Origin of the sequence: Streptomyces sp. NPDC006259 (assembly GCF_042870975.1) — a bacterium.
Taxonomy (GTDB): Bacteria; Actinomycetota; Actinomycetes; order Streptomycetales; family Streptomycetaceae; genus Streptomyces.
The window spans coordinates 244000-263033 of sequence record NZ_JBIAHY010000005.1; the positions used below are offsets into that span (position 1 = coordinate 244000).

A 19034-nucleotide genomic window follows, 5' to 3' on the forward strand; every position below is an offset into this window, starting at 1 on the left:
GTTCGTGCCGGGCCGCGCCCGACCGCCTCGCCGTCGACGCCCCGGACGGCCGACGGAGAGGCGTGGCAGCTCGTCGGCTTGTCAGCGAGTTCCGCGGGCGTTGAGCCGGGCCGCCTGGCGTGTCAGGTGGTCGCGCTCGGACAGGGTGGCTGCCTTCTGGGCCGCCTCGGCGTACAGCCGAACCGCCGTCGCCAGGTCGCCGTCGCGCTCGTGGAGGTAGGCCGCCACCGCGGTGTGGCGGGGCAGTGAGGCGTCCAGCGCCGCGAGCGCCGCCAGGCCGGCCCGCGGTCCGTCGGCCTCTCCCACGGCCACCGCGCGGTTGAGCAGGACGACCGGGCTGTCGGTCAGGCGCGCCAGCTCGTCGTACCACTCGACGATCTGCACCCAGTCCGTCTCCTCGGCGGCGGGCGCGTCCGCATGCAGCGCGGCGATGGCCGCCTGGGCCTGGAACTCGCCCAGCCGGTCGCGGGCGAGAGCCGCCTGGAGGATCTCGACACCCTCGGCGATCGACGCCGTGTCCCACCGGCCGCGGTCCTGCTCGGCGAGTGTCACCAGACTGCCGTCGGGCGCGGTCCGGGCGGCGCGCCGTGCATGGTGGAGCAGCATGAGGGCGAGCAGCCCCGCCACCTCCGGGTGATCGATCGCGGCAGCGAGCTGCCGGGTGAGCCGGATGGCCTCCGCGGCGAGGTCGACGTCACCGGAGTAGCCCTCGTTGAAGACCAGGTAGAGGACGCGCAGCACGGTGGCGACGTCGCCGGGCTGGTCGAACCGTACGCCGGAGACGGTGCGCTTGGCCCGGCTGATCCGCTGCGCCATGGTCGCCTCGGGCACCAGGTACGCCTGGGCGATCTGGCGGGTGGACAGCCCGCCGACGGCACGCAGTGTGAGCGCGACGGCGGACGACGGCGTCAGCGACGGGTGGGCGCACAGGAAGTACAGCTGGAGCGTGTCGTCCACCGCGGGCGTCGGCCCGGGCGCCGGCTCCTCGTCGACGCGGTCCTCACGCCGGCGGCGGGCGGTGTCCGCCCGGGTCGCGTCGAGGAACTTGCGCCAGGCGACGGTGACCAGCCAACCCTTCGCGTCCCGCGGCGGTTCGGACGGCCAGACACGGACCGCCTCGACCAGGGCGTCCTGCACGGCGTCCTCGGCCGCCGCGAAGTCGGCTCCGCGGCGGACGAGGATCCCGAGCACGCTCGGCGTGAGGCTCCGTAGCAGGGCCTCGTTCACCTCAGAGGTCACTCGGTCACTCCGTGATGGTGGGCGACACGCCGTAGAACGGACGCAGCTCGAGCCACTCGTGGATCGGGTTCCCGCCCGCGCCGGGGGCGGCCGACAGTTCCCCGGCCAGCTCGACGGCGCGCTCGTAGCTGTCGACGTCGATCACCATCCAGCCGGCGATGACGTCCTTGGTCTCGGCGAACGGGCCGTCGGTGATCGGCGGGCGGCCCTCACCGTCGTACCGTACGAACGTCCCCTCGGGGGCGAGCGCCTGACTGTCGACGAACTCGCCGGTCTTCTCGAGCCGGGCCGCGAAGTCGTTCATGTACTGCACGTGCGCCGAGATCTCCTGCGGCGTCCACTGGGCCATGGGCACGTCGTTGACCGGGGCCGGGGCGCCGCGGTAGTGCTTGAGCAGCAGGTACTTGGCCATGGTGTCTCTCCTCGATGCCGTGCGACCCATTGTGGTCGCCTTCACCACGGGGACGGAGCCGACCACGCGTTCTCGACATGCCGTCCGGAGTTGTTTTCCGCTGCCTCTCGTGAAGCGTCCTCGCACCGGTGAGCGGCGATCCGAGGACATGGCCGTGGAGTGACCGGTCAGCGGCGAACGGAGCGAGGACCGAAGACACGCGGAGCCGCCGTCCGCCAGCACGTCACCCGCGGCCGACGCTCCCGCTCCGGCGTCCGCTCCCATCCGCGCCCTCGACACATGCGCACGGTCTCCGGCGCCGTCCCCGTCGAGGGCGCGGGCCGTCGAATAATGCCGCGCCGGGACCACCGACGGTGGTGCAGACTCGCCTGCATGGCGGACATGCGGGCGTTCCGGGACGAGGTGAGTGCCTGGGCGGCCGGCGGTTCCGGGACGTCGGCGAGTGATCTCGCGAAGCGGCTGGGGGTACGGACCGCGGTGCTGCTGGAAGGGCCCAGCGACCTCGCCGCCGTCGAGGCGCTGGCCGCACGGCGTGGCCGGGACCTGGCCGGCGAGGGAGTGTGCGTCGTGTCCATGGGCGGGGCGATGAGCGTCGCCCGTTACGCCGATCTCCTCGGACCCCCGGGCCTCGGCCTCCGGCTGACCGGACTCTGCGACGAGCGTGAGCGGCCCTTCTACGACCGGGGCTTGGACCGGGCGGGGGCGCCGCGCCAGGGCTTCTTCGTGTGCGTGTCGGACCTGGAGGACGAACTCGTCCGCGCGCTGGGCACGGCAACGGTCGAGGAGGTCGTCCGGGCAGAGGGTGACCTCCGCGCGTGGCAGACCTTCCTGCACCAGCCCGCACAGCACGGCCGGCCCCGACAGCAGCAGTTGCGGCGCTTCCTCGGCACGAAGAAGGGCCGCAAGATCCGCTACGGCCGCCTCCTGGTCGAGGCCCTCGGCCCCGCACAGGTACCTGCCCCGCTCGACGACCTCCTCACGAGCCTGGACTGACGGTCCGGTTGCCTGCGGATCGGTGGCTGACGGTCCGATGGCCTGCGGATCGGTGGCTGACGGTCCGGTGTTTTCACCGATCGGTGGCTGACGGACCGGTGGCTGACGGTTCCGCGGCTGCGGTTCCACGGACGAGGTCCGTGTGACGCGATGGAGACACGACGGCCGTGTGACATGCCGGACGAGGACGATCGTGGTGACCGCGGTGACCGAGCGCCGGTCGTTAATGAGTTGACCGGGAGCCGCCGCCTGGGCAGGGTCGGCCGGGTCCAGCCACGCCCCTCTTCCAAGCCTTCTCGCCGGTGGCCCGTCCCGCACGACCGGACGGTGGGACAGCGAGCCGGCAGACCGGAGCTGACACACGATGACCACTCACCTCCAAGCGCTCACCTTCGACGCGAACGACGCACCCCGTCTCGCGCGCTTCTGGGGCGACTTCCTGGGCTGGGAGACGGCCGACGACCACCACGACGGCATCCAGCTCCTACCGGACGACGACACCGGGTTCCGGATGCGTTTCCTTCCGACCCAGGAGCGGAAGACCGGCCCCAACCAGATGCACTTCGATCTGACGAGCACGTCCCTGGACGACCAGCGACAGGTCGTGGCGAGGGCGCTCGCGCTCGGCGGCCGGCACATCGACATCGGCCAACGCCCGGAAGAGGGGCACGTGGTGCTCGCCGACCCGGAGGGCAACGAGTTCTGCGTCATCCCGCCGGGCAACAAGTTCCTCGAGGACTGCGGATTCATCGGAGCGCTCTCGTGCGACGGTTCACAGGACGTCGGGTACTTCTGGAGCCGTGCGCTGGAGTGGCCGCTGGTCTGGGACCAGGACGAGGAGACCGCGATCCGCTCGCCGCACGGCGGTCCGAAGGTCACGTGGGGCGGACCGCCGCTGATGACGAAGACCGGGAAGAACCGGCTGCACCTCGACATCGCCCCGCCTGCCGACGGTGATCAGCAGGCGGAGGTCGACCGACTCGTCTCCCTCGGGGCGAAGCGCGTCGACATCGGCCAGGGGGACGTCGCTTGGGTGGTGATGGCCGACCCCGACGGCCACGAGTTCTGCGTCCTGCCCCCTCGATGATCCGCACGCCCCCGTGAAACCGGTGCTGCCGCACGGCGGCGCGACGGCCGATGCCGGAGCCGGCGACGAGCGTGCGCCGACCTCAGCCGGGGGCGAGCTGATCGCCACCGGGTTCGGCGGCGTTGACGAACATGCCGGTCCCGCGGCGTCCGGGCCCCGTCCGGCGGGCCGCGCGTGACGGCGTGGGATTTCGCGACCGACGTCGCGGTGGCGGGACACGGGCCGTTCGCAGCGCGGACAGCCCGTCGTCCGTGACGTCGAAGGGCCGGCATCGAGCAGCCCGGCGTCGGCGAGGAGGCGGCGTGTGATCGTCTTCCTCGGCCCGCCACCAGCGTGTACGTTCGGACGTACTCGGCGCGGGGCGATGCCCGCCCTGCCTTATTCGCGTGAAGAGAACACCTCCCCATGGACCTGGCTACGCGCCGCCGTCGAGCGGCACTGTTCCTCCTCTTCCTGGTACCGGGTCTGTCGATCTCCTCCTGGGTGACACGGACGCCCGACATCAGGGACCGACTCGGCGCGTCGACCGCGGAGATGGGGATCATCCTGTTCGGGCTGTCCGTCGGCTCCATGATCGGCATCCTCGGTTCCGGAGCGATGGTGGCCAGGTTCGGCACCCGGCCCGTCATGGGAGCGGGGACGCTGCTGATCATCGTCAGCATGGCAGTCGTCGGTGGCGGGGCGATGCTCACCTCCGCGCCGGTCGTGACAGCCGGTCTGTTCCTCTTCGGTGCCGGAATGGGCGGGGGAGAGGTCGCCGTCAACGTCGACGGGGCCGAGGTCGAACAGATCTCGGGGCGCACGGTGCTGCCCACGCTGCACGGCTTCTTCAGCCTGGGCACCGTCGTGGGAGCCGCGTGCGGCATCGTGTGCACCGCGGCCGCCGTTCCGGTGCAGTGGCACCTGGCCGCCGTCGTCGCCGTCACGGCCGGCATGTTCGCCTACGCCTTCCGCGCCATCCCCGGCGCGGTGGGAAAGACCCGGCACCCGAACCGGCGGTCCGAGAGCGGTTCCGCGTCGACCCGGGGCACGGTCTGGAGGGATCGACGGCTGCTCCTGATCGGCGGTGTCATCCTGGCCATGGCCCTGGCCGAGGGGGCCGCGAACGACTGGCTGCCGCTGCTCATGGTCGACGGTCACGGCACGGACCCCGCCCTGGGTTCCGCCGTCTACACGGGGTTCGCCGCCGCCATGACGATCGGCCGCTTCGGCGGCGGCTTCTTCATCGACCGTTTCGGACGCACGCCCGTCGTCCGGGCCAGCGCTGTCTCCGCGACCCTCGGCATCGCTGTCGTCGTCTTCGCCGACTCCGCCGTCCTGGCCGGCGCCGCGGTGCTGTTCTGGGGCATGGGAGCCTCGCTCGGCTTCCCCGTCGCGCTGTCGGCGGCCGGTGACTCCGGACCCGACGCGGCCGCCCGTGTCAGCCTCGTGGCCATGATCGGCTACGTCGCGTTCCTCGTCGGACCTCCCGGCCTCGGGTTCCTCGGCGACCACTACGGCCTCCGAACCGCCATGATCGTCGTCCTCGCGTTCACCGCCGTGGCCATCGCCCTCGCCCCCGCGGTGGACGCGCGCTCCGCCACGGCCACGGACGACGCTGACGCCCCGGTGCCCTCCTGAGTCGCCGAGGGCTGAGGCCACTGAGGTACTCAGGGCCGAGGCCAGCCCGGCGTCGTCCCACGAGTGACCGGCTGACCAGCTGACCAGCGCGTTGTCGGCGCAGCGATTGTCCTCGACCTCGGCCGGATGATGGCACGGTGGGCGGATTCGACGTTGCCTCCTGCGCCGTGTTCTGGCTGATCGGGGCATGGCGTGATCTCGTAGCGACGCCGGTCCCGGCTCTGACCCCACTGTTCTTTCGGCCCCACTGCCATTTCGGCCCCACCGTTCGGTCGGCCCCACCATTTTCTTCGGCCCCACCGTTCCTTCGGCCTCCCGGTGGAGCGGGAGAAACCCACCTGCCCTGCGGAGGCAGTCGCTGCCGCGTCAACGGGACCGAAGGCCCTCGGTTCCAGCCGGGGCCTCCAGAGCCTCACCGAAAGCGCCGGCAGCGTTCCGAGGGGGTCGCCTCGACTGACGGATGCGGTCAAGTGCCTTAGATCCCACGGCTGTTGGGCAGCCGTCGCACCAACCGGTGCCGGGTGACCAGGAGCCATCCAGGGGTGTACAGACCCGGATCACTCCGCGATGCTGAGCTGGGACCGAACCGGGGCCGGAAGGGGTGCGTGAATGAACCTGGAGGAGCGCTTGGAATGCCGGTCCCACACGCCGCGCACGTGGTGGATCATGCGGCCCTTCCGTCGTGTGAACAGGCCGCAGTGGATGACTCCGGCGGAGATCACATGGCGCTTGGACCACCTCGTCCGGGCTCTGGGCCCCGATCACCCGGACGCCGTCACCGCCCGTTCGCACGCCGCGTACTGGCTGTCGGAGCGCGGTGACCACGCAGACGCCGTGCTCGTGTCAGAAGCGCTGGTCGCGCGTCTGAGGGCGACGCGCGGTCCGAACCACCCCGTCACCCTCAGGCATCGCCAGTCGCTCGCCGACCATCTGGCGAAGGACGGGCGTCCGGGCGCGGCGATCGCCGAACGGCAGGACATCGCCACGGCCATGGCCGACTCGCTTGGCCGCGACCACCCCGACACCCACGCACAACTGCGCATCGCCGCCTACCTGCGGGGCAGGAACGGGCAGACGGCCGAGTCCGTGAGGCTGCTGACCGCCCTGCTCGCCCAGAGCGAGTCCCGCTTCGGACCGAAGGACTACGGCACCTGCGTGTGCCGGCAGTACCTGGCGGAGGTACGGGAACTCAACGGTGATTTCGCCAAGGCGCTCCAGCTCGTGAACCGGGCGATCGCCGAAGAGGAGGACCGCGTCTTCCGCCTCGAATGCGGGCCGACCCGTGACCTGGCCGACCTGCGTGCCGCGCGGGCCCGGCTCACGGCACGGGTGTGAGCGCTCCCGCCGCACGACGCGTCCACACGCTCACGGCACGGGTGTGAAGGCTCCCGCCGCACGACGCGTCCACACGCGTCGGCACAGTGCCGTGTTCGACGCGGACGGCCGGCCGTGTCCGACCTGCCCTGGCTCTACGGCGTTTGGTGTGCTCGACGGTAGTCGTGCTGCTCGGCAGGAGGCGCCGCGGCCGCAAGTCCGCCCCTGGTCTCCGGGTCCTCATCCTCCCTCGGCACCCGAGGGTGGCGCCACGACCGGCTGTCTCCCCCCACCTGGCAGGTGGAGTCCCGCATCGTTCTGGCGTGAAGAGCGCGCAGCCACCCGACCGCCGTGCGCCGCGAAGTCGGGGAAGTCAGGGAGGTCGGGGAAGTCCGGGAAGAAATCCTCGCGTGCTGACATAGATGCCGGGGGCGTCCGCCGTCTGAGACGTGTAACCGATCACCGATCGGACGGAACACCGGAGGAACCCATGAAGACGAGAAGGCTTGTGGTAGCGGGAGTCGCCGCGATGGCCCTGGCGGGCGGGGCCGGCACCGCGCTCGCCGTGGGCGGCCTGACGCCGCCCGCCGAGGCCGGCGCCCCGGACACCGGAAGCCGTCCGGTGGCGGCGGGCCAGGAAGCAGCGGGCGTCCACCTGCCCGGGCGAGGCCCGGCCGCCCCGAACGGTCCGCGCGTCGTGCGGCCGTACCAAGCGGTGGAGATAGGCCAGGGCGCGAAGATGGGGCTCCTTCCCGAGGGCAGGCAGAACTACGTGGTGGCCTGGGACGACTACGAGGACGCCGTCGAGCAGGCCAAGGGCCTCGCCGGTGACAACATCCGCCCCGACAGCATCAGCGGCGGGATGGGCGTCGACGGCGACGACGTGCTGTTCACCGGCGCCTTCCGGACGGACACGGTGCCGGCGCGCATCACCCTGCGCATCGGCACGGGCGCCGAGGTCGAGGCCGGCATGCTGATGCTGCCCGGTAGGCCCGGCTGGGGCACCTACTACCACGACGCCGGCGGAGCGGGCAGCCCGCGGGGGACGGTCGAGGTCACGGCGTACGCCCAGGACGGTTCCGTGCTCGCCCACCTGGCATACGACCCCTCGCCCGCGATCCGCTGACGGCCGTTCCGCCCACCCGGTGGTGACGTCACGCCGTCGCGCCCCGCGCACACCATGGGCACGACGGCGTGACACCGACCGCGCAGGCGGCAGAACACGAGGACTCGATTGAAGACGAGCACGGAGGCGGACTTCCGGGCGTTCATGGTCAGCCGCTGGCCCCGCATGCTCCGCACCGCCCACCTCCTGACAGGGCACCATCAGGACGCGGAGGACCTGGTCCAGGCCGCCCTGGCCAAGGCCTACGTGAAGTGGGAACGCGTACGGCGCACGGACGACCCGGACGCCTACGTATGGCGCATCATGATCAACGCCAATGCGGACCGACTGCGGCGCATGAAGGTCCGCGAATGGCTGACCACGCGTTTCCCGGAGCCCGCCGCCCCGGACGACAACGAGGCCTTCGCCGAGCGAAGCGCGGTACTCGACGCGCTCGCCCGGCTGCCGGCGAAGCAGCGAGCGGTCGTCGTGCTGCGGTACCTGGAGGACCGCAGCGAGACCGAGGTGGCACGCCTGCTCGGCACCGGCGTCGGTACGGTGCGCAGTCATACGGCCCGCGCGCTGAGGAAACTCCGCGAACAGGCGGTGACGACCGAACCGGTCACACTCGGTGTGGACCGCGGCACACAAGGGGGACAGCGGCCGTGACCGACGACGCACGACTCGGCGAACTCCTCCGCCGTGAGGCGGACACGTTCCCCAGCAGCCCCGCTCCCGTCGACGCGGTGCTGCGCAGAGGCCGCAGCGCGCGCCGCCGCCGCACAGCCGCCGCGGTGGGCGCGGTCGTCGCGGTGACGGCATGGGCCGCGGCCCTCGGCCTGACCGACCTCGCCCGCCCCACGCCCACGACCCCGCCGGCCACGGCGCCGGTGTCCACGACTCCGCCCGGCCCCGTGCCGTCGGCGGAACACCCGGGCCCCCGGACCGTGTCCCCGTACGAGGTGGTGGGCATCGGCCACGGCCACAGCATGGCCCTGCTCCCGGACGGCCGGCAGAACTTCGTCGTGGGCACGGGGGACATCGTGGCCGCGGTCGAGCGGGCCAAGGGCTCCCTCGGCGACAACGTCCTTCCAGAAACGCTAAGTTCGGGCAGGAGCGTCGCCGGGGAGAACGTGCTGTACTTCGGAGCGTTCCGCGCGAAGACCCTCCCGTCCAGGATCGAACTCCGCTTCGACTCCGGACGCCGCCACACCGCCGAGGCGCTGACCCTGCCGGGCCACCCGGGGTGGGGTACGTACTACGTCTTCTGCGACGCCTCGACGGCGGACACCGGCTACACGGTCACCGCCTCCACACAGGACGGCGAAGTGCTGATCGGCCAGCACTTCGACGGCACCGCCTCCCCCTAGCGGCCGGCCACGGGGGCAGGCATCCGGCCGGGCATCCCTGCGGGGGTGCCCGGCCGCTCGGGGGCCGCGCGCCCCTTCGTGCCGACCGTGGCCGTACGCGGCGGTCGCGGCCACCCCGGCCACCGGGAACGCCGCGAACACCCGCGACCGCACGCGGCGATCGCGCACACCACCGCATCCCGCTCCGGCGCGCGGGCCGCCCTCGACCGCGTGGGCTGCCCTCGACCGCGCGGGCTCCCCTCGACCGGGCCGGGGGACCGTGCCGGCCAGGCCGTCGCCGGCGGCGAGGCCGACAAACCGGTGTTCCGGGCGGCACCCGACTGTGATCATGGGGAGGGAAGACACTGACACCGCGTCCACGAGGATCCACTCGCCATGCCCGTGCCCCTGCCTGCCGACCCGACCGTGCTCCACCCGATGCCCGACCAACCCCGCGTGGTGCTGCTCAGGCCCCTGATCACCTCCCCGTTGATCGAGGTGGGGGAGTACTCCTACTACGACGACCCGGACGATCCGACCGCGTTCGAGACGCGCAACGTCCTCTACCACTACGGGCCGGAGAAACTGGTCATCGGCAGGTTCTGTGCCCTGGGCACGGGAGTGCGGTTCCTCATGAACGGCGCCAACCACCGCATGGACGGCCCCTCGACCTTTCCCTTTCCCACCATGGGCGGCTCGTGGGCGGAGCACGTCGATCTGCTCACCGGACTGCCGACCAGGGGTGACACGGTCGTGGGCAACGACGTCTGGTTCGGTTACGGCGCCACGGTGATGCCGGGCGTACGGATCGGGCACGGCGCGATCATCGGGGCCGGCGCCGTGGTCGCGTCCGACGTGCCCGACTACGGGATCGTCGTCGGCAACCCGGCCCGCCTCGTCCGCACCCGCTACGGCGACGAGGACGTGGCCCGGCTCCTGGCCGTGTCCTGGTGGGACTGGCCCGCCGAGCACCTCACGCGGCACGTGCGGACGATCATGTCGGGCAGCGTCGCCGACCTGGAAGCCGCCGCCCCGGACCCCCGTCGCACGTGACGGGGACGAGGGGACTTCGGCCGAGCCGCTTCGCCCGTCCGACGACGAGGCCCTCGGGGCCGCGGACGTGGCGGAGCCGACAGCTGTCCTCGAACCGCCCCACCTCGCCGAACCGCCGCACCTCGCCCAACCGCGCCACCTCGCCGGCGAGTTCCCACCGCGGGTGCGCAGGCGGAGGAGGACGTCCTCGATGTCGTCGACGGCGAACACGACGCGACGCACGGTCTCCCGCGCGGTTGCCCCGTGCCCGGCGTGACCTCGGCTCCGTGGCGGCGTCCGCGGAGCCGAGCGGGGTCACTTGGTCGCGCCCTGCGAGAAGCCGTTGTAGATGTAGCGCTGGAGGAAGAGGAACACGAGCAGGGTCGGGGCGATCACCAGGATGGTGCCGGCCGAGATGTTCTCCCAGTGCGCGCCGAAGGGTCCCTTGAAGCGGAACAGCGCGGTGGAGATGGTGCCGAGGTCCTCTGCGGGCATGTAGAGGAAGGGGATGTAGAAGTCGTTGTAGACGGTGATCCCCTTGATGATCACCACCGTGGCGATGGCCGGCTTCAGCAGCGGCAGGATGATCTTCCAGTAGATGGTGAGGGAGTTCGCCCCGTCCAGGCGCGCGGCCTCGTCGAGGGAGACCGGGATACCCCGGATGAACTGCAGGAAGATGTAGATCGAGACGATGTCCGTCCCCATGTAGAGCAGGATGGGTGCCCACAGGCTGTTGAACAGGCCGAAGCTGTTGACCACTTGGAACGTGGCGACCTGGGTGGTCACCCCGGGGACCAGCGTGGCGATCAGGAACAGCGCCATGACCGGCTTCTTCGCGCGGAAGGCGAAACGGTCGACGGCGTAGGCCGTCATCGAACCGACGAGGACCGTCCCGGTGATGGAGAAGAGCAGGATGAACGCGGTGTTCCCGAAGGCGGACAGCATCTTGCCGTCGGTGAAGGCCGTCGCGTAGTTGCCGAAGTTGAGCCAGTCGCCCGGCAGTGTCAGGGCGCCGCCGTCGGCGACCTCCTCGGACGTCTTCAGCGAGGTCAGGAAGACGACGACGAGGGGGACCAGCACGATCAGGGACGCGGCGACCAGCGACACGTAGGTCAGGGCCGGTCCGATCCGGCGTCGGCGCGGGGCGGGCGGCGGCGTGGTCATACGAGGTCCACCTTCTCGTCGGGTACCAGGCGGCGCTGGATCCAGGTGACCAGCAGGATGATCAGGAGCAGGACGACCGCGGCGGCGGACGCCAGGCCCGTCTTGTTGAACTGGAAGGCGAGCTTCACCGTCTGGATGACGAAGGTCGAGGTGCCGGTCGCGCCGCCGGTCATGATGTACGGGATCTCGAAGACGGACAGGGACCCGGAGATGGCCAGGATGACGCTGAGGCTGACGACCGGTCGGATGCTCGGCGCGATGATGTGCCGGAACTGCTGCCACCGGGTCGCCCCGTCCAACTGCGCCGCCTCGTACAGTTCGGCCGGGATCGACTGGATCGCGCCCAGGAACAGGACGAAGTTCAGCCCGGTGAAGCGCCAGACGGACACCCCGGCCAGCGAGGTGTTCGCCGACGTGGGATCGCCCATCCACGCGTGGTCGGAGCCGGCGCCGAACCAGGACAGCACCGAGTCCAGCGTGCCGCCGTCCTGGAAGAAGTAGAGGAAGACGAACCCGATGGCCACACCGTTGACGAGGTAGGGGAAGAACAGGATCCCCTTGAAGAGGTTCCTGAAGCGCAGGTCGAAGCTGAGGACGGTCGCGAAGTACAGCGCGATCACGATCTGCACGGCGGAGGCCGCGAGGTAGTAGAAGCTGACGAAGAACACCCGGAACAGTTCGGGCCGGGTGAAGATCTGCCGGTAGTTGTCGAAGCCCGTGAAGTTCCGGTCGGGGCTGACACCGTCCCAGTCGGTGAAGCTGTAGAAGATCATGTTTCCCACGGGCACGTAGGTGAACGTGACCAGCAGGGCCAGGGGCGCGGCGAGGAAGAACCACGGGGTGAGGCGGCGCAGCAGCGGGGGGCCGCCCCGGGGCGTCGGGCGGCGTGCCGTCCTGGGGGGCCGGGTGGCGGCGCGCGGCACCTTCGCGGGTGCCGTCTCGGTGGTCTCGGGCATGTCGGGCCTTTCGTCGTCCGCTGATCTGCGGCGGGCGACCGGCCCCGTCCGTGGGTCCGGACGGGGCCGGTCGCGGCTGGGGGAGGGGGAGAGGCCGGCCGGCGGTCAGGAACCGACGGTCCCGGCCGCCTCGTTCCACCTCTTGTCCAGGTCCGCGAGGAAGTCCTCCCTGCTGCCCTTCTGCGCGCCGCGAGCGGTGTCGACGAGCTTCTGCCGGTAGTCCGGCTTGTTCAGGCCGATCTCGGCCGCGTTGTCGATCGCGTTCACCTCGCCCGTCTCCGCCTCGGAGCGGTCCAGGAAGGTGACATCGTTGTCAACGAAGTCCTTGAGGGTGCTGGGCATCGCGGCGGACTTCAGCGCGGACACGGCGCCCTCCTTGGCGGGGAAGCCGGACTTCTCCGCGAACCAGTCGACCCAGGCCCGCGCGGCGGCCTTGTGGTCGGAGTGCGCGTTGACCGCCTGCTGGTAGTCGGAGGCGAGCAGGGCGCAGTACTTGCCGTCCTTGCGCACCGGGAAGGGCATGAAGCCGATGTCGTCGGGATCGGTGCCGGCCTGGCGGGCGGCGTCGCGCATCTGGGTGATGGCCCAGGAGCCCAGCTGCATGGTGGCGACCTGCCCCTTGGCGATCATTGCCTTGGACGCCTCCCAGTTGGTGGTGTTGGGGTCCTTCTCCGACAGGCCGGAATCGACGATGTCGTAGAGGAGGGAGTCGATCGTGTGCAGCTCCCCGCCCTTCTTCCACGGGGAGACCGGGCCGGCCAGCTTGTCGTTGGCCCGGGCGTCGCAGGTCACGGAGCCGATGTTGTTGCTCCACGCGGTCAGGGGCCAGCCGTCCTTGAAGTTCGTGTAGTAGGGCACCGAGTCCGTCCTGGACTCGATCGCCTTCAGATCGCCGAGGAACTCCTGCGGCGTGGTGGGCCAGGCGGTGACGCCGGCCTTCTTCCAGACGGCCTTGTTGTAGAGGAAGCCGTTGGCGGTGCCGAAGGTGGCGATGCCGTAGATCTTGCCGTCGACGTCGGTCTTGTCGCTGAAGCGGTACTTCCCGCCCAGGTCCGCGCTGCTGCCCAGCGGGGCGAAGAACTTCGGGTAGTCGTTCTTGGCCACGACGGACGGGATCATCAGGACGTCACCGTAGTCCTCGGTGTTCATCCGGATCTTGACCTCCCCCTCGTAGTCGGTGAGGGCCTCGAACTTCACCTTCACCTTGGGGTAGGTCTTGTTGAACTCGGCGGCGTACTTGTCCATCGTCCCGTTCTGGACGAGGTCGGTGCGGTGCGTCAGGACCTTGATGGTGCCCGAGGCGTCGGCGGGATCGGCGGGTGCCGTCGCCGTCTCTCCGGAGACCGCGGCCTGGCCACTGCAGCCCGCGACGGTCAGGATCGCGACGGCCAGAAGCGCTCCCGTGAGCGTCTTCCTCTTCCCCATGTGCCCAGCTCCTTCAGGATTGCGGCTCAGCTCTGCGGGTGGGATGTGGGCACTATGGCAGCCAGGGGTTAACCGGTAAAGCTCAGATTTCCAGCACGATACTCAATCGTTACCAGGTCGTGCGCCTGCGGGCGCTGACGTGCTGCCGACCGACGCCTTTCCGCCACCGCTGCGACTAGACCGGTTTATGGACAGGGGCTGATCAGCGGGTTAGGTTGTCGGCCGTTGTCCATCCACCCGGCCTGAGTCAGGCGATTGGAGCCGCACCATGAAGGACGTCACCCAGCTCTCCGAGGGCTGGAGCCTGCGCCACGGACAGGAGCTGCTGGAGGCCACGGTGCCCGGCTGCGTCCACACCGATCTGCTGACCGCCGGGGTCATCCCCGACCCGTTCATCGGACTCAACGAGACCGAGGTGGCCTGGGTGGGCCGCCGCGCCTGGACCTACGTCCGCGATCTCGGGCACGTCAGCCCGCACGAGCGCACCGATCTGGTCCTCGACGGCCTCGACACCGCCGCGTCCCTCACCCTGGCCGGCCGCCCGGTCGGCACGACCCGCAACATGCACCGCCGCTACCGGTTCGACGTCACCGGCCGTACCGGGCGACTGGAGATCCGCTTCGCCTCCGCCTACGACGAGGCGGCGGCCGTCCGCGCCGTCACGGGGGAGCGGCCCAACGTCTACCCGGAGCCGTCGCAGTACATCCGCAAGATGGCCTGCAACTTCGGCTGGGACTGGGGTCCGACGCTGGTGACCGCCGGCATCTGGCGGCCCGTGCGACTGGAGCACTGGTCCACCGCCCGCATCGCCCGGGTGCGCCCGCTGGTCACCGTGGACGAGGGCACCGGCCGGGTGGAGGTGCGTCTGGAGGTCGAACGCACCACGCAGGGGCGGGGACGCACGCTGCGCGCCGAGGCGCGGATGGCCGGCGCGCGCACGGAGGCCGTCCTGGACGGCGACGAGGCGGTGCTGCGCCTGGAGGTGCCCGACGCGCGCCTGTGGTGGCCCCGCGGATACGGCGCCCAGCCCCTCTACGACCTCCACCTCGCCCTGAGCGACGACGAGGGCCGCCCCCTGGACACCTGGCACCGGCGGGTCGGCTTCCGCACGGTCGCACTCGACCGCTCGGCCGACGAGCACGGCACCGGCTTCACCCTCGTCGTCAACGGTGTGCGGATCTTCGCGCGCGGCGTCAACTGGATTCCCGACGACGCCTTCCCCTCCCGCGTCACCCCCGAGCGCTACCGGACCCGGCTCACCCAGGCCGCCGAGGCCAACATCGACCTGGTGCGGGTGTGGGGCGGCGGCATCTACGAGGACGACGCCTTCTACGACGCCTGCGACGAACTCGGTCTGATGGTCTGGCAGGACTTCCTCTTCGCCTGCTCCGCCTACCCGGAGGAACAGCCGCTGCGCGGCGAGGTGGAGGCCGAAGCCCGCGACAACGTTGTCCGGCTCATGCCGCACCCCTCGCTGATCCTGTGGAACGGCAACAACGAGAACCTGTGGGGCTTTCGCGACTGGGACTGGGAGGGCCCACTCGCCGGCGACTCCTGGGGCGAGGGCTACTACCTCGGCCTGCTGCCCCGCATCGTGGCCGAACTCGACCCGACCCGTCCGTACGCCGCGGGCAGCCCCTGGTCCGGCTCCTGGGACCACCACCCCAACGACCCGGCGCACGGCACCCATCACTCATGGGAGGTGTGGAACCGCCAGGACTACGCCGAATACCGCGCGAGCGTCCCCCGGTTCGTCGCGGAGTTCGGCTGGCAGGCGCCGCCCGCGCTCACCACCCTGCTGCGCGCCCTGCCCGGCGAACGGCTCGCCCCGGACTCCCCGGGCATGCTCCACCACCAGAAGGCCGAGGACGGGAACGGCAAGCTCGACCGGGGCGTCGCACGCCACTTCCCGCCGCCCGGCGACGACTTCGACCGCTGGCACTACCTGACCCAGCTCGTGCAGGCGCGGGCGGTCGCGGCGGGGATCGAGCACTGGCGCTCCCACTGGCCCGTCTGCGCGGGAACCGTCGTGTGGCAGCTCAACGACTGCTGGCCCGTCACCTCCTGGTCCGCCCTCGACGGCGACGGCCGCCCGAAGCCCCTCTACCACGAGCTGCGCCGGGTCTACGCCGACCGGCTCCTGACCCTGCGCCCCGGAACCGACGGTTCGGTGCTCGCCGCCGTCAACCAGGCCGCCGAGCCCTGGCGCACCACGGTGACGCTGCGCCGGTGGCGAGCGGACGGAACCCTGATCCACGAGAGCGTCCTCGACGTGGCCGCCGAGCCCCGCTCGGTCGTCCGGCTCCCCGTGCCGCACGACCTCGTGCCGGACGGGCGGTCCGCGAAGGAGTTCCTGGTCGCCGACGCCTGGGAGTCTCCCGGCCCGGACGGGACCGGGAGCGGGGGAGGGCTGCGCGCCCTGCACTTCCCGGTCGCCGACAAGGACTTCGCCTACCCCCGGCCCCGCTACGACGTCAGCGTGGAGCCCGTGGCGGGGCAGCGGGATAGAGTCGACGTCGTGGTGAGCGCCCGTACCCTCGTCCGAGACCTTCTGCTCCAGGCCGACCGGCTGGGCCCGGCCGCCGTCGCGGACCGAGGCCTCCAGACCCTGCTGCCCGGCGAGCAGGCGCGCATCCGGGTCACCGGCTGCGCCACCGCCGACGTACAGGACGTCAGGGCCGCCCTGTACTGCGTGGACGTGGCGTGAGCAGCTCGACGGAACGGGTCACCATCAAGGACGTCGCCGCGCGGGCCGGGGTGTCCAAGGGCGCGGTGTCGCTGGCGTTCAACCACAAGCCCGGTGTCTCTGCCGCCACCCGCGAGCGGATCTTCGAGGCGGCCCGGGAACTGGGCTGGGCCCCCAGCGCCACCGCGCGCAGCCTGTCCAACCAGCGGGTGGACGTCGTCGGCCTCGCCCTGTGCCGGCCCGCCCGGCTGCTCGGCCTGGAACCCTTCTACATGGAGTTCATCTCCGGCATCGAGAGCGTCCTGGCGGAGCGGTCGTGTTCGCTGCTGCTGCGGCTGGTGCGCGACCTCGACGAGGAGACGGCCGTGTACAAGGCGTGGTGGAGCGGCCGGATGATCGCCGGGGCGATCCTGGTGGACCTCCGTGAGGACGATCCGCGGCTGCCGTCCCTGGAGGGCGTCGGGCTGCCCGCCGTGGCCGTCGGCCATCCCTCCCTCACCGGTCCGTTCCCGGCGGTGTGGACCGACGACGCCTGCGCGGTCGGCGAGGCCGTCCGCTACCTGGCGGCACTCGGCCACCGCAGGATCGCCCGCGTCGGCGGCCCCGCCGACCTGGGGCACAGCGCCATCCGGACACGCGCGTTCGCGTCCACCATGCGCGAACTCGGGCTGGAGGAGGCCCGGCAGATCGCCACGGGCTTCGACGAGAAGGAGGGCGCCCGCGCCACCCGCTCGCTGCTGCTCGCCGCCGACCGGCCCACCGCCATCGTCTACGACAACGACATCATGGCGGTGGCGGGCGCCGGCGTCGCCGCCGAGATGGGCTTCACCGTTCCCGACGACCTCTCCCTGGTCGCCTGGGACGACTCCCAGCTGTGCCGCATCACCCACCCGACGCTGTCGGCGATGAGCCACGACGTGCACCACTTCGGGGCCGAGGTGGCGCGTGTCCTGTTCGACGTGATCGACGGGACGCACACCGGCCCGCACCAGGCGCCGACGCCCACGCTGACGCCGCGGGGGTCCACCTCCCGGGCGCCCAGGACCGGCGGGTAGTCCGGCGCACGTGCGCAGGGCCGCTCCGCTGCGGGACGCGACCCTGCGCCCGGCTGCCGGCCGGCGTCAGTTCGTCGTGCAGACCGCGCCGTTGAGGGTGAAGGACGCGGGCACCGCGTTGGTTCCCGTGGAGGAGCCGTTGAAGCCGAAGCTCACCGTGCCGCCGGCCGGGATCGTCTCCGTCCACGACTCGTCGGTGGCCCGCACCTGGCGGCCCTGCTGGGCGGCCCGGGCGTTCCAGGCCTGGTTGAGCCTCTGCTCACCGGGGAAGGCGAAGTCGAGCCGCCAGCCCTTCACGGTCGTGGTGCCGGTGTTGCGTATGGTCACGTCCGCGTTGAACCAGCTGCCCCAGTCACTGAGCCGGTACGTGACCGCGCAGGCTCCCCCGGTGGAACCGTCGTCCGGACCGGAGGTGAAGACGCCGGCCTCGCGCGCGGTCTGCCGGATGCCGTGGGAGCCGTCGAAGAGGCGTCGGCCCCAGTCGGTGAGCCGGGAGGCGTCGAAGCCGGTGGCCATGTCGAGGTACTCGACCCCGCCGCCGTTGCCGCTCCAGGACCAGCCCAGGTAGCCGACGCCGAGGCGCTGGGCGGCGGCCATGATGGCGTCCTCGTCCGGATCGCCGTCCGAGTGGGCGTTGCCGAATTCCCCCACCACGATGGGCAGACCCTGGGAAGTGAACCGGTTCAGGTAGTCATTCACCTCGGCGGCCGTGTCGAAGACGCCGTACATGTGGATCGAGAATACCGTGTTGCGGGCGGGGTCGGCCGCGAAGACCTTCCCGGCGTTGTCCCGCATGGTGAAGGTCCAGTCCTGCCCCCAGTTGGGCGCGTCGACCATGAGGGTGTGGTCGAATCCGGCGTCGCGCATGCGGGCGACGGCCTTCTGGGTGTCGGCGGTCCACGTCTGGTAGCCGGAATTGCCGTACGGCTCGTTTCCCAGGTTGAGGAGGACATAGTTCTCCTGGCCCCGCAGTGCGTCCTTGAGGGTGAGCCAGTAGTCCACCGCCCGGGCGAGGGACACCGCCCCGGCCTGCTCGCCGTAGCCGGTGGTGTCGTGCGCCTCCAGCACGCAGACCAGCCGGTTGCGCCGGCACTCGGTGACGATGGCCGCCACGTCGGCGGCTTCGGTCCTGGTCCAGCGGTCGCCGGTGGCGAGGACCACGCGCACCGAGTTGGCGCCCAGCGCCTTGACGTCCCTCAGCGCCTGGGGTGTCCGGGTGGGATACCAGGCGTGGGCGTGGTTCACGCCGCGCAGGACGAAGTCCTCGCCGTTCGCGTCCAGCAGGCGGCCGGCGCCGACGTGGAAACCGGATGCCGCCCGTGTCTCCGCCTGCGCGGGGGACGGGGTGGTCAGTAGCGAGGTCGCGATGGCCAGCAGCGCTCCCGCCGCGGTGGCCAGTGTTCTTCTCATTGCCGCTCCCAAGGTTGTCGCGGGCGCGGGCACGCGTGCCCGCCGTTCCCGGCCGGGATGAGGCCGGGAAGCAGGGGGTGCGCGTGCCCGCCTGGAGCCCCGCTGCCCGGGTCTGGCGTGCGGCTCGCACCGGGCAGCGGGACGTCGGGGCGCGCCGCGGAGGGGCATCACGCGTTTCCCGTGGTCA

At 71.3% G+C, this 19034-nt stretch carries 16 protein-coding genes; 10 read left to right on the plus strand and 6 right to left on the minus strand.

Annotated features, from left to right (window positions below; genetic code table 11):
* Positions 1-81: 81 nt before the first annotated feature.
* Together ACFYO5_RS21770 and ACFYO5_RS21775 are read right to left on the minus strand one after the other, a co-directional pair.
* On the minus strand, positions 82-1227 hold the full coding sequence (locus ACFYO5_RS21770; protein WP_388712271.1) for an RNA polymerase sigma factor: 1146 nt from the start codon (positions 1225-1227) through the stop codon (positions 82-84).
* Between the two features lie 16 nt (positions 1228-1243).
* On the minus strand, positions 1244-1651 hold the full coding sequence (locus ACFYO5_RS21775; RefSeq protein ID WP_388710937.1) for a YciI family protein: 408 nt from the start codon (positions 1649-1651) through the stop codon (positions 1244-1246).
* 372 nt (positions 1652-2023) lie between these two features.
* On the opposite strand from ACFYO5_RS21775, the gene ACFYO5_RS21780 reads away from it, so the two are divergent.
* The 8 genes from ACFYO5_RS21780 to ACFYO5_RS21815 all read left to right on the plus strand — a co-directional run bounded on the left by ACFYO5_RS21780 (position 2024) and on the right by ACFYO5_RS21815 (position 10172).
* On the plus strand, positions 2024-2644 hold the full coding sequence (locus tag ACFYO5_RS21780; protein ID WP_388712274.1) for a TOPRIM nucleotidyl transferase/hydrolase domain-containing protein: 621 nt from the start codon (positions 2024-2026) through the stop codon (positions 2642-2644).
* Between the two features lie 364 nt (positions 2645-3008).
* Positions 3009-3731 carry a VOC family protein gene (locus ACFYO5_RS21785; protein ID WP_388710940.1) on the plus strand — a complete coding sequence of 241 codons (723 nt, stop codon included), beginning with the start codon at positions 3009-3011 and terminating at the stop codon, positions 3729-3731.
* A 405-nt stretch (positions 3732-4136) separates the two neighbouring features.
* Positions 4137-5351 (plus strand): MFS transporter, encoded by a 1215-nt coding sequence (locus tag ACFYO5_RS21790; RefSeq protein ID WP_388710943.1) that lies wholly within the window; start codon positions 4137-4139, stop codon positions 5349-5351.
* Positions 5352-6080: 729 nt separating this feature from the next.
* A complete protein-coding gene (locus ACFYO5_RS21795; protein WP_388710946.1) occupies positions 6081-6686 on the plus strand; it encodes a tetratricopeptide repeat protein in 606 nt (201 codons plus the stop codon).
* A 469-nt stretch (positions 6687-7155) separates the two neighbouring features.
* A complete protein-coding gene (locus tag ACFYO5_RS21800; RefSeq protein ID WP_388710949.1) occupies positions 7156-7791 on the plus strand; it encodes a hypothetical protein in 636 nt (211 codons plus the stop codon).
* Positions 7792-7899: 108 nt separating this feature from the next.
* Entirely contained in the window at positions 7900-8439 is a 540-nt protein-coding gene (locus ACFYO5_RS21805) for a SigE family RNA polymerase sigma factor (protein WP_388710952.1), read from the plus strand.
* Entirely contained in the window at positions 8436-9140 is a 705-nt protein-coding gene (locus tag ACFYO5_RS21810) for a hypothetical protein (protein ID WP_388710955.1), read from the plus strand. The genes ACFYO5_RS21805 and ACFYO5_RS21810 overlap by 4 nt, the downstream gene beginning before the upstream one ends.
* 381 nt (positions 9141-9521) lie before the next feature.
* Positions 9522-10172 (plus strand): CatB-related O-acetyltransferase, encoded by a 651-nt coding sequence (locus ACFYO5_RS21815; RefSeq protein WP_388712277.1) that lies wholly within the window; start codon positions 9522-9524, stop codon positions 10170-10172.
* A gap of 294 nt (positions 10173-10466) precedes the next feature.
* Here the strand turns inward: ACFYO5_RS21815 and ACFYO5_RS21820 are convergent, their stop codons facing one another.
* The 3 genes from ACFYO5_RS21820 to ACFYO5_RS21830 all read right to left on the minus strand — a co-directional run bounded on the left by ACFYO5_RS21820 (position 10467) and on the right by ACFYO5_RS21830 (position 13696).
* Positions 10467-11315, minus strand: coding sequence for a carbohydrate ABC transporter permease (locus ACFYO5_RS21820; protein ID WP_388710958.1), 849 nt, complete (start codon positions 11313-11315; stop codon positions 10467-10469).
* Positions 11312-12271 (minus strand): sugar ABC transporter permease, encoded by a 960-nt coding sequence (locus ACFYO5_RS21825; RefSeq protein ID WP_356567890.1) that lies wholly within the window; start codon positions 12269-12271, stop codon positions 11312-11314. The genes ACFYO5_RS21820 and ACFYO5_RS21825 overlap by 4 nt, the downstream gene beginning before the upstream one ends.
* Before the next feature lie 105 nt (positions 12272-12376).
* Positions 12377-13696: an ABC transporter substrate-binding protein gene (locus ACFYO5_RS21830; protein WP_388710962.1), complete on the minus strand. Its 1320-nt coding sequence runs from the start codon at positions 13694-13696 to the stop codon at positions 12377-12379.
* Between the two features lie 268 nt (positions 13697-13964).
* Here ACFYO5_RS21830 and ACFYO5_RS21835 point away from each other — a divergent pair, with 268 nt between their 5' ends.
* Positions 13965-16403, plus strand: a complete 2439-nt coding sequence (locus ACFYO5_RS21835) for a glycoside hydrolase family 2 protein (RefSeq protein ID WP_388710965.1) — start codon at positions 13965-13967, stop codon at positions 16401-16403.
* Positions 16400-17437 (plus strand): LacI family DNA-binding transcriptional regulator, encoded by a 1038-nt coding sequence (locus ACFYO5_RS21840; protein WP_388710968.1) that lies wholly within the window; start codon positions 16400-16402, stop codon positions 17435-17437. The genes ACFYO5_RS21835 and ACFYO5_RS21840 overlap by 4 nt, the downstream gene beginning before the upstream one ends.
* A gap of 66 nt (positions 17438-17503) precedes the next feature.
* Here ACFYO5_RS21840 and ACFYO5_RS21845 read toward each other — a convergent pair whose 3' ends face one another.
* Positions 17504-18847 carry a cellulase family glycosylhydrolase gene (locus ACFYO5_RS21845; RefSeq protein WP_388710971.1) on the minus strand — a complete coding sequence of 448 codons (1344 nt, stop codon included), beginning with the start codon at positions 18845-18847 and terminating at the stop codon, positions 17504-17506.
* Positions 18848-19034: the final 187 nt, after the last annotated feature.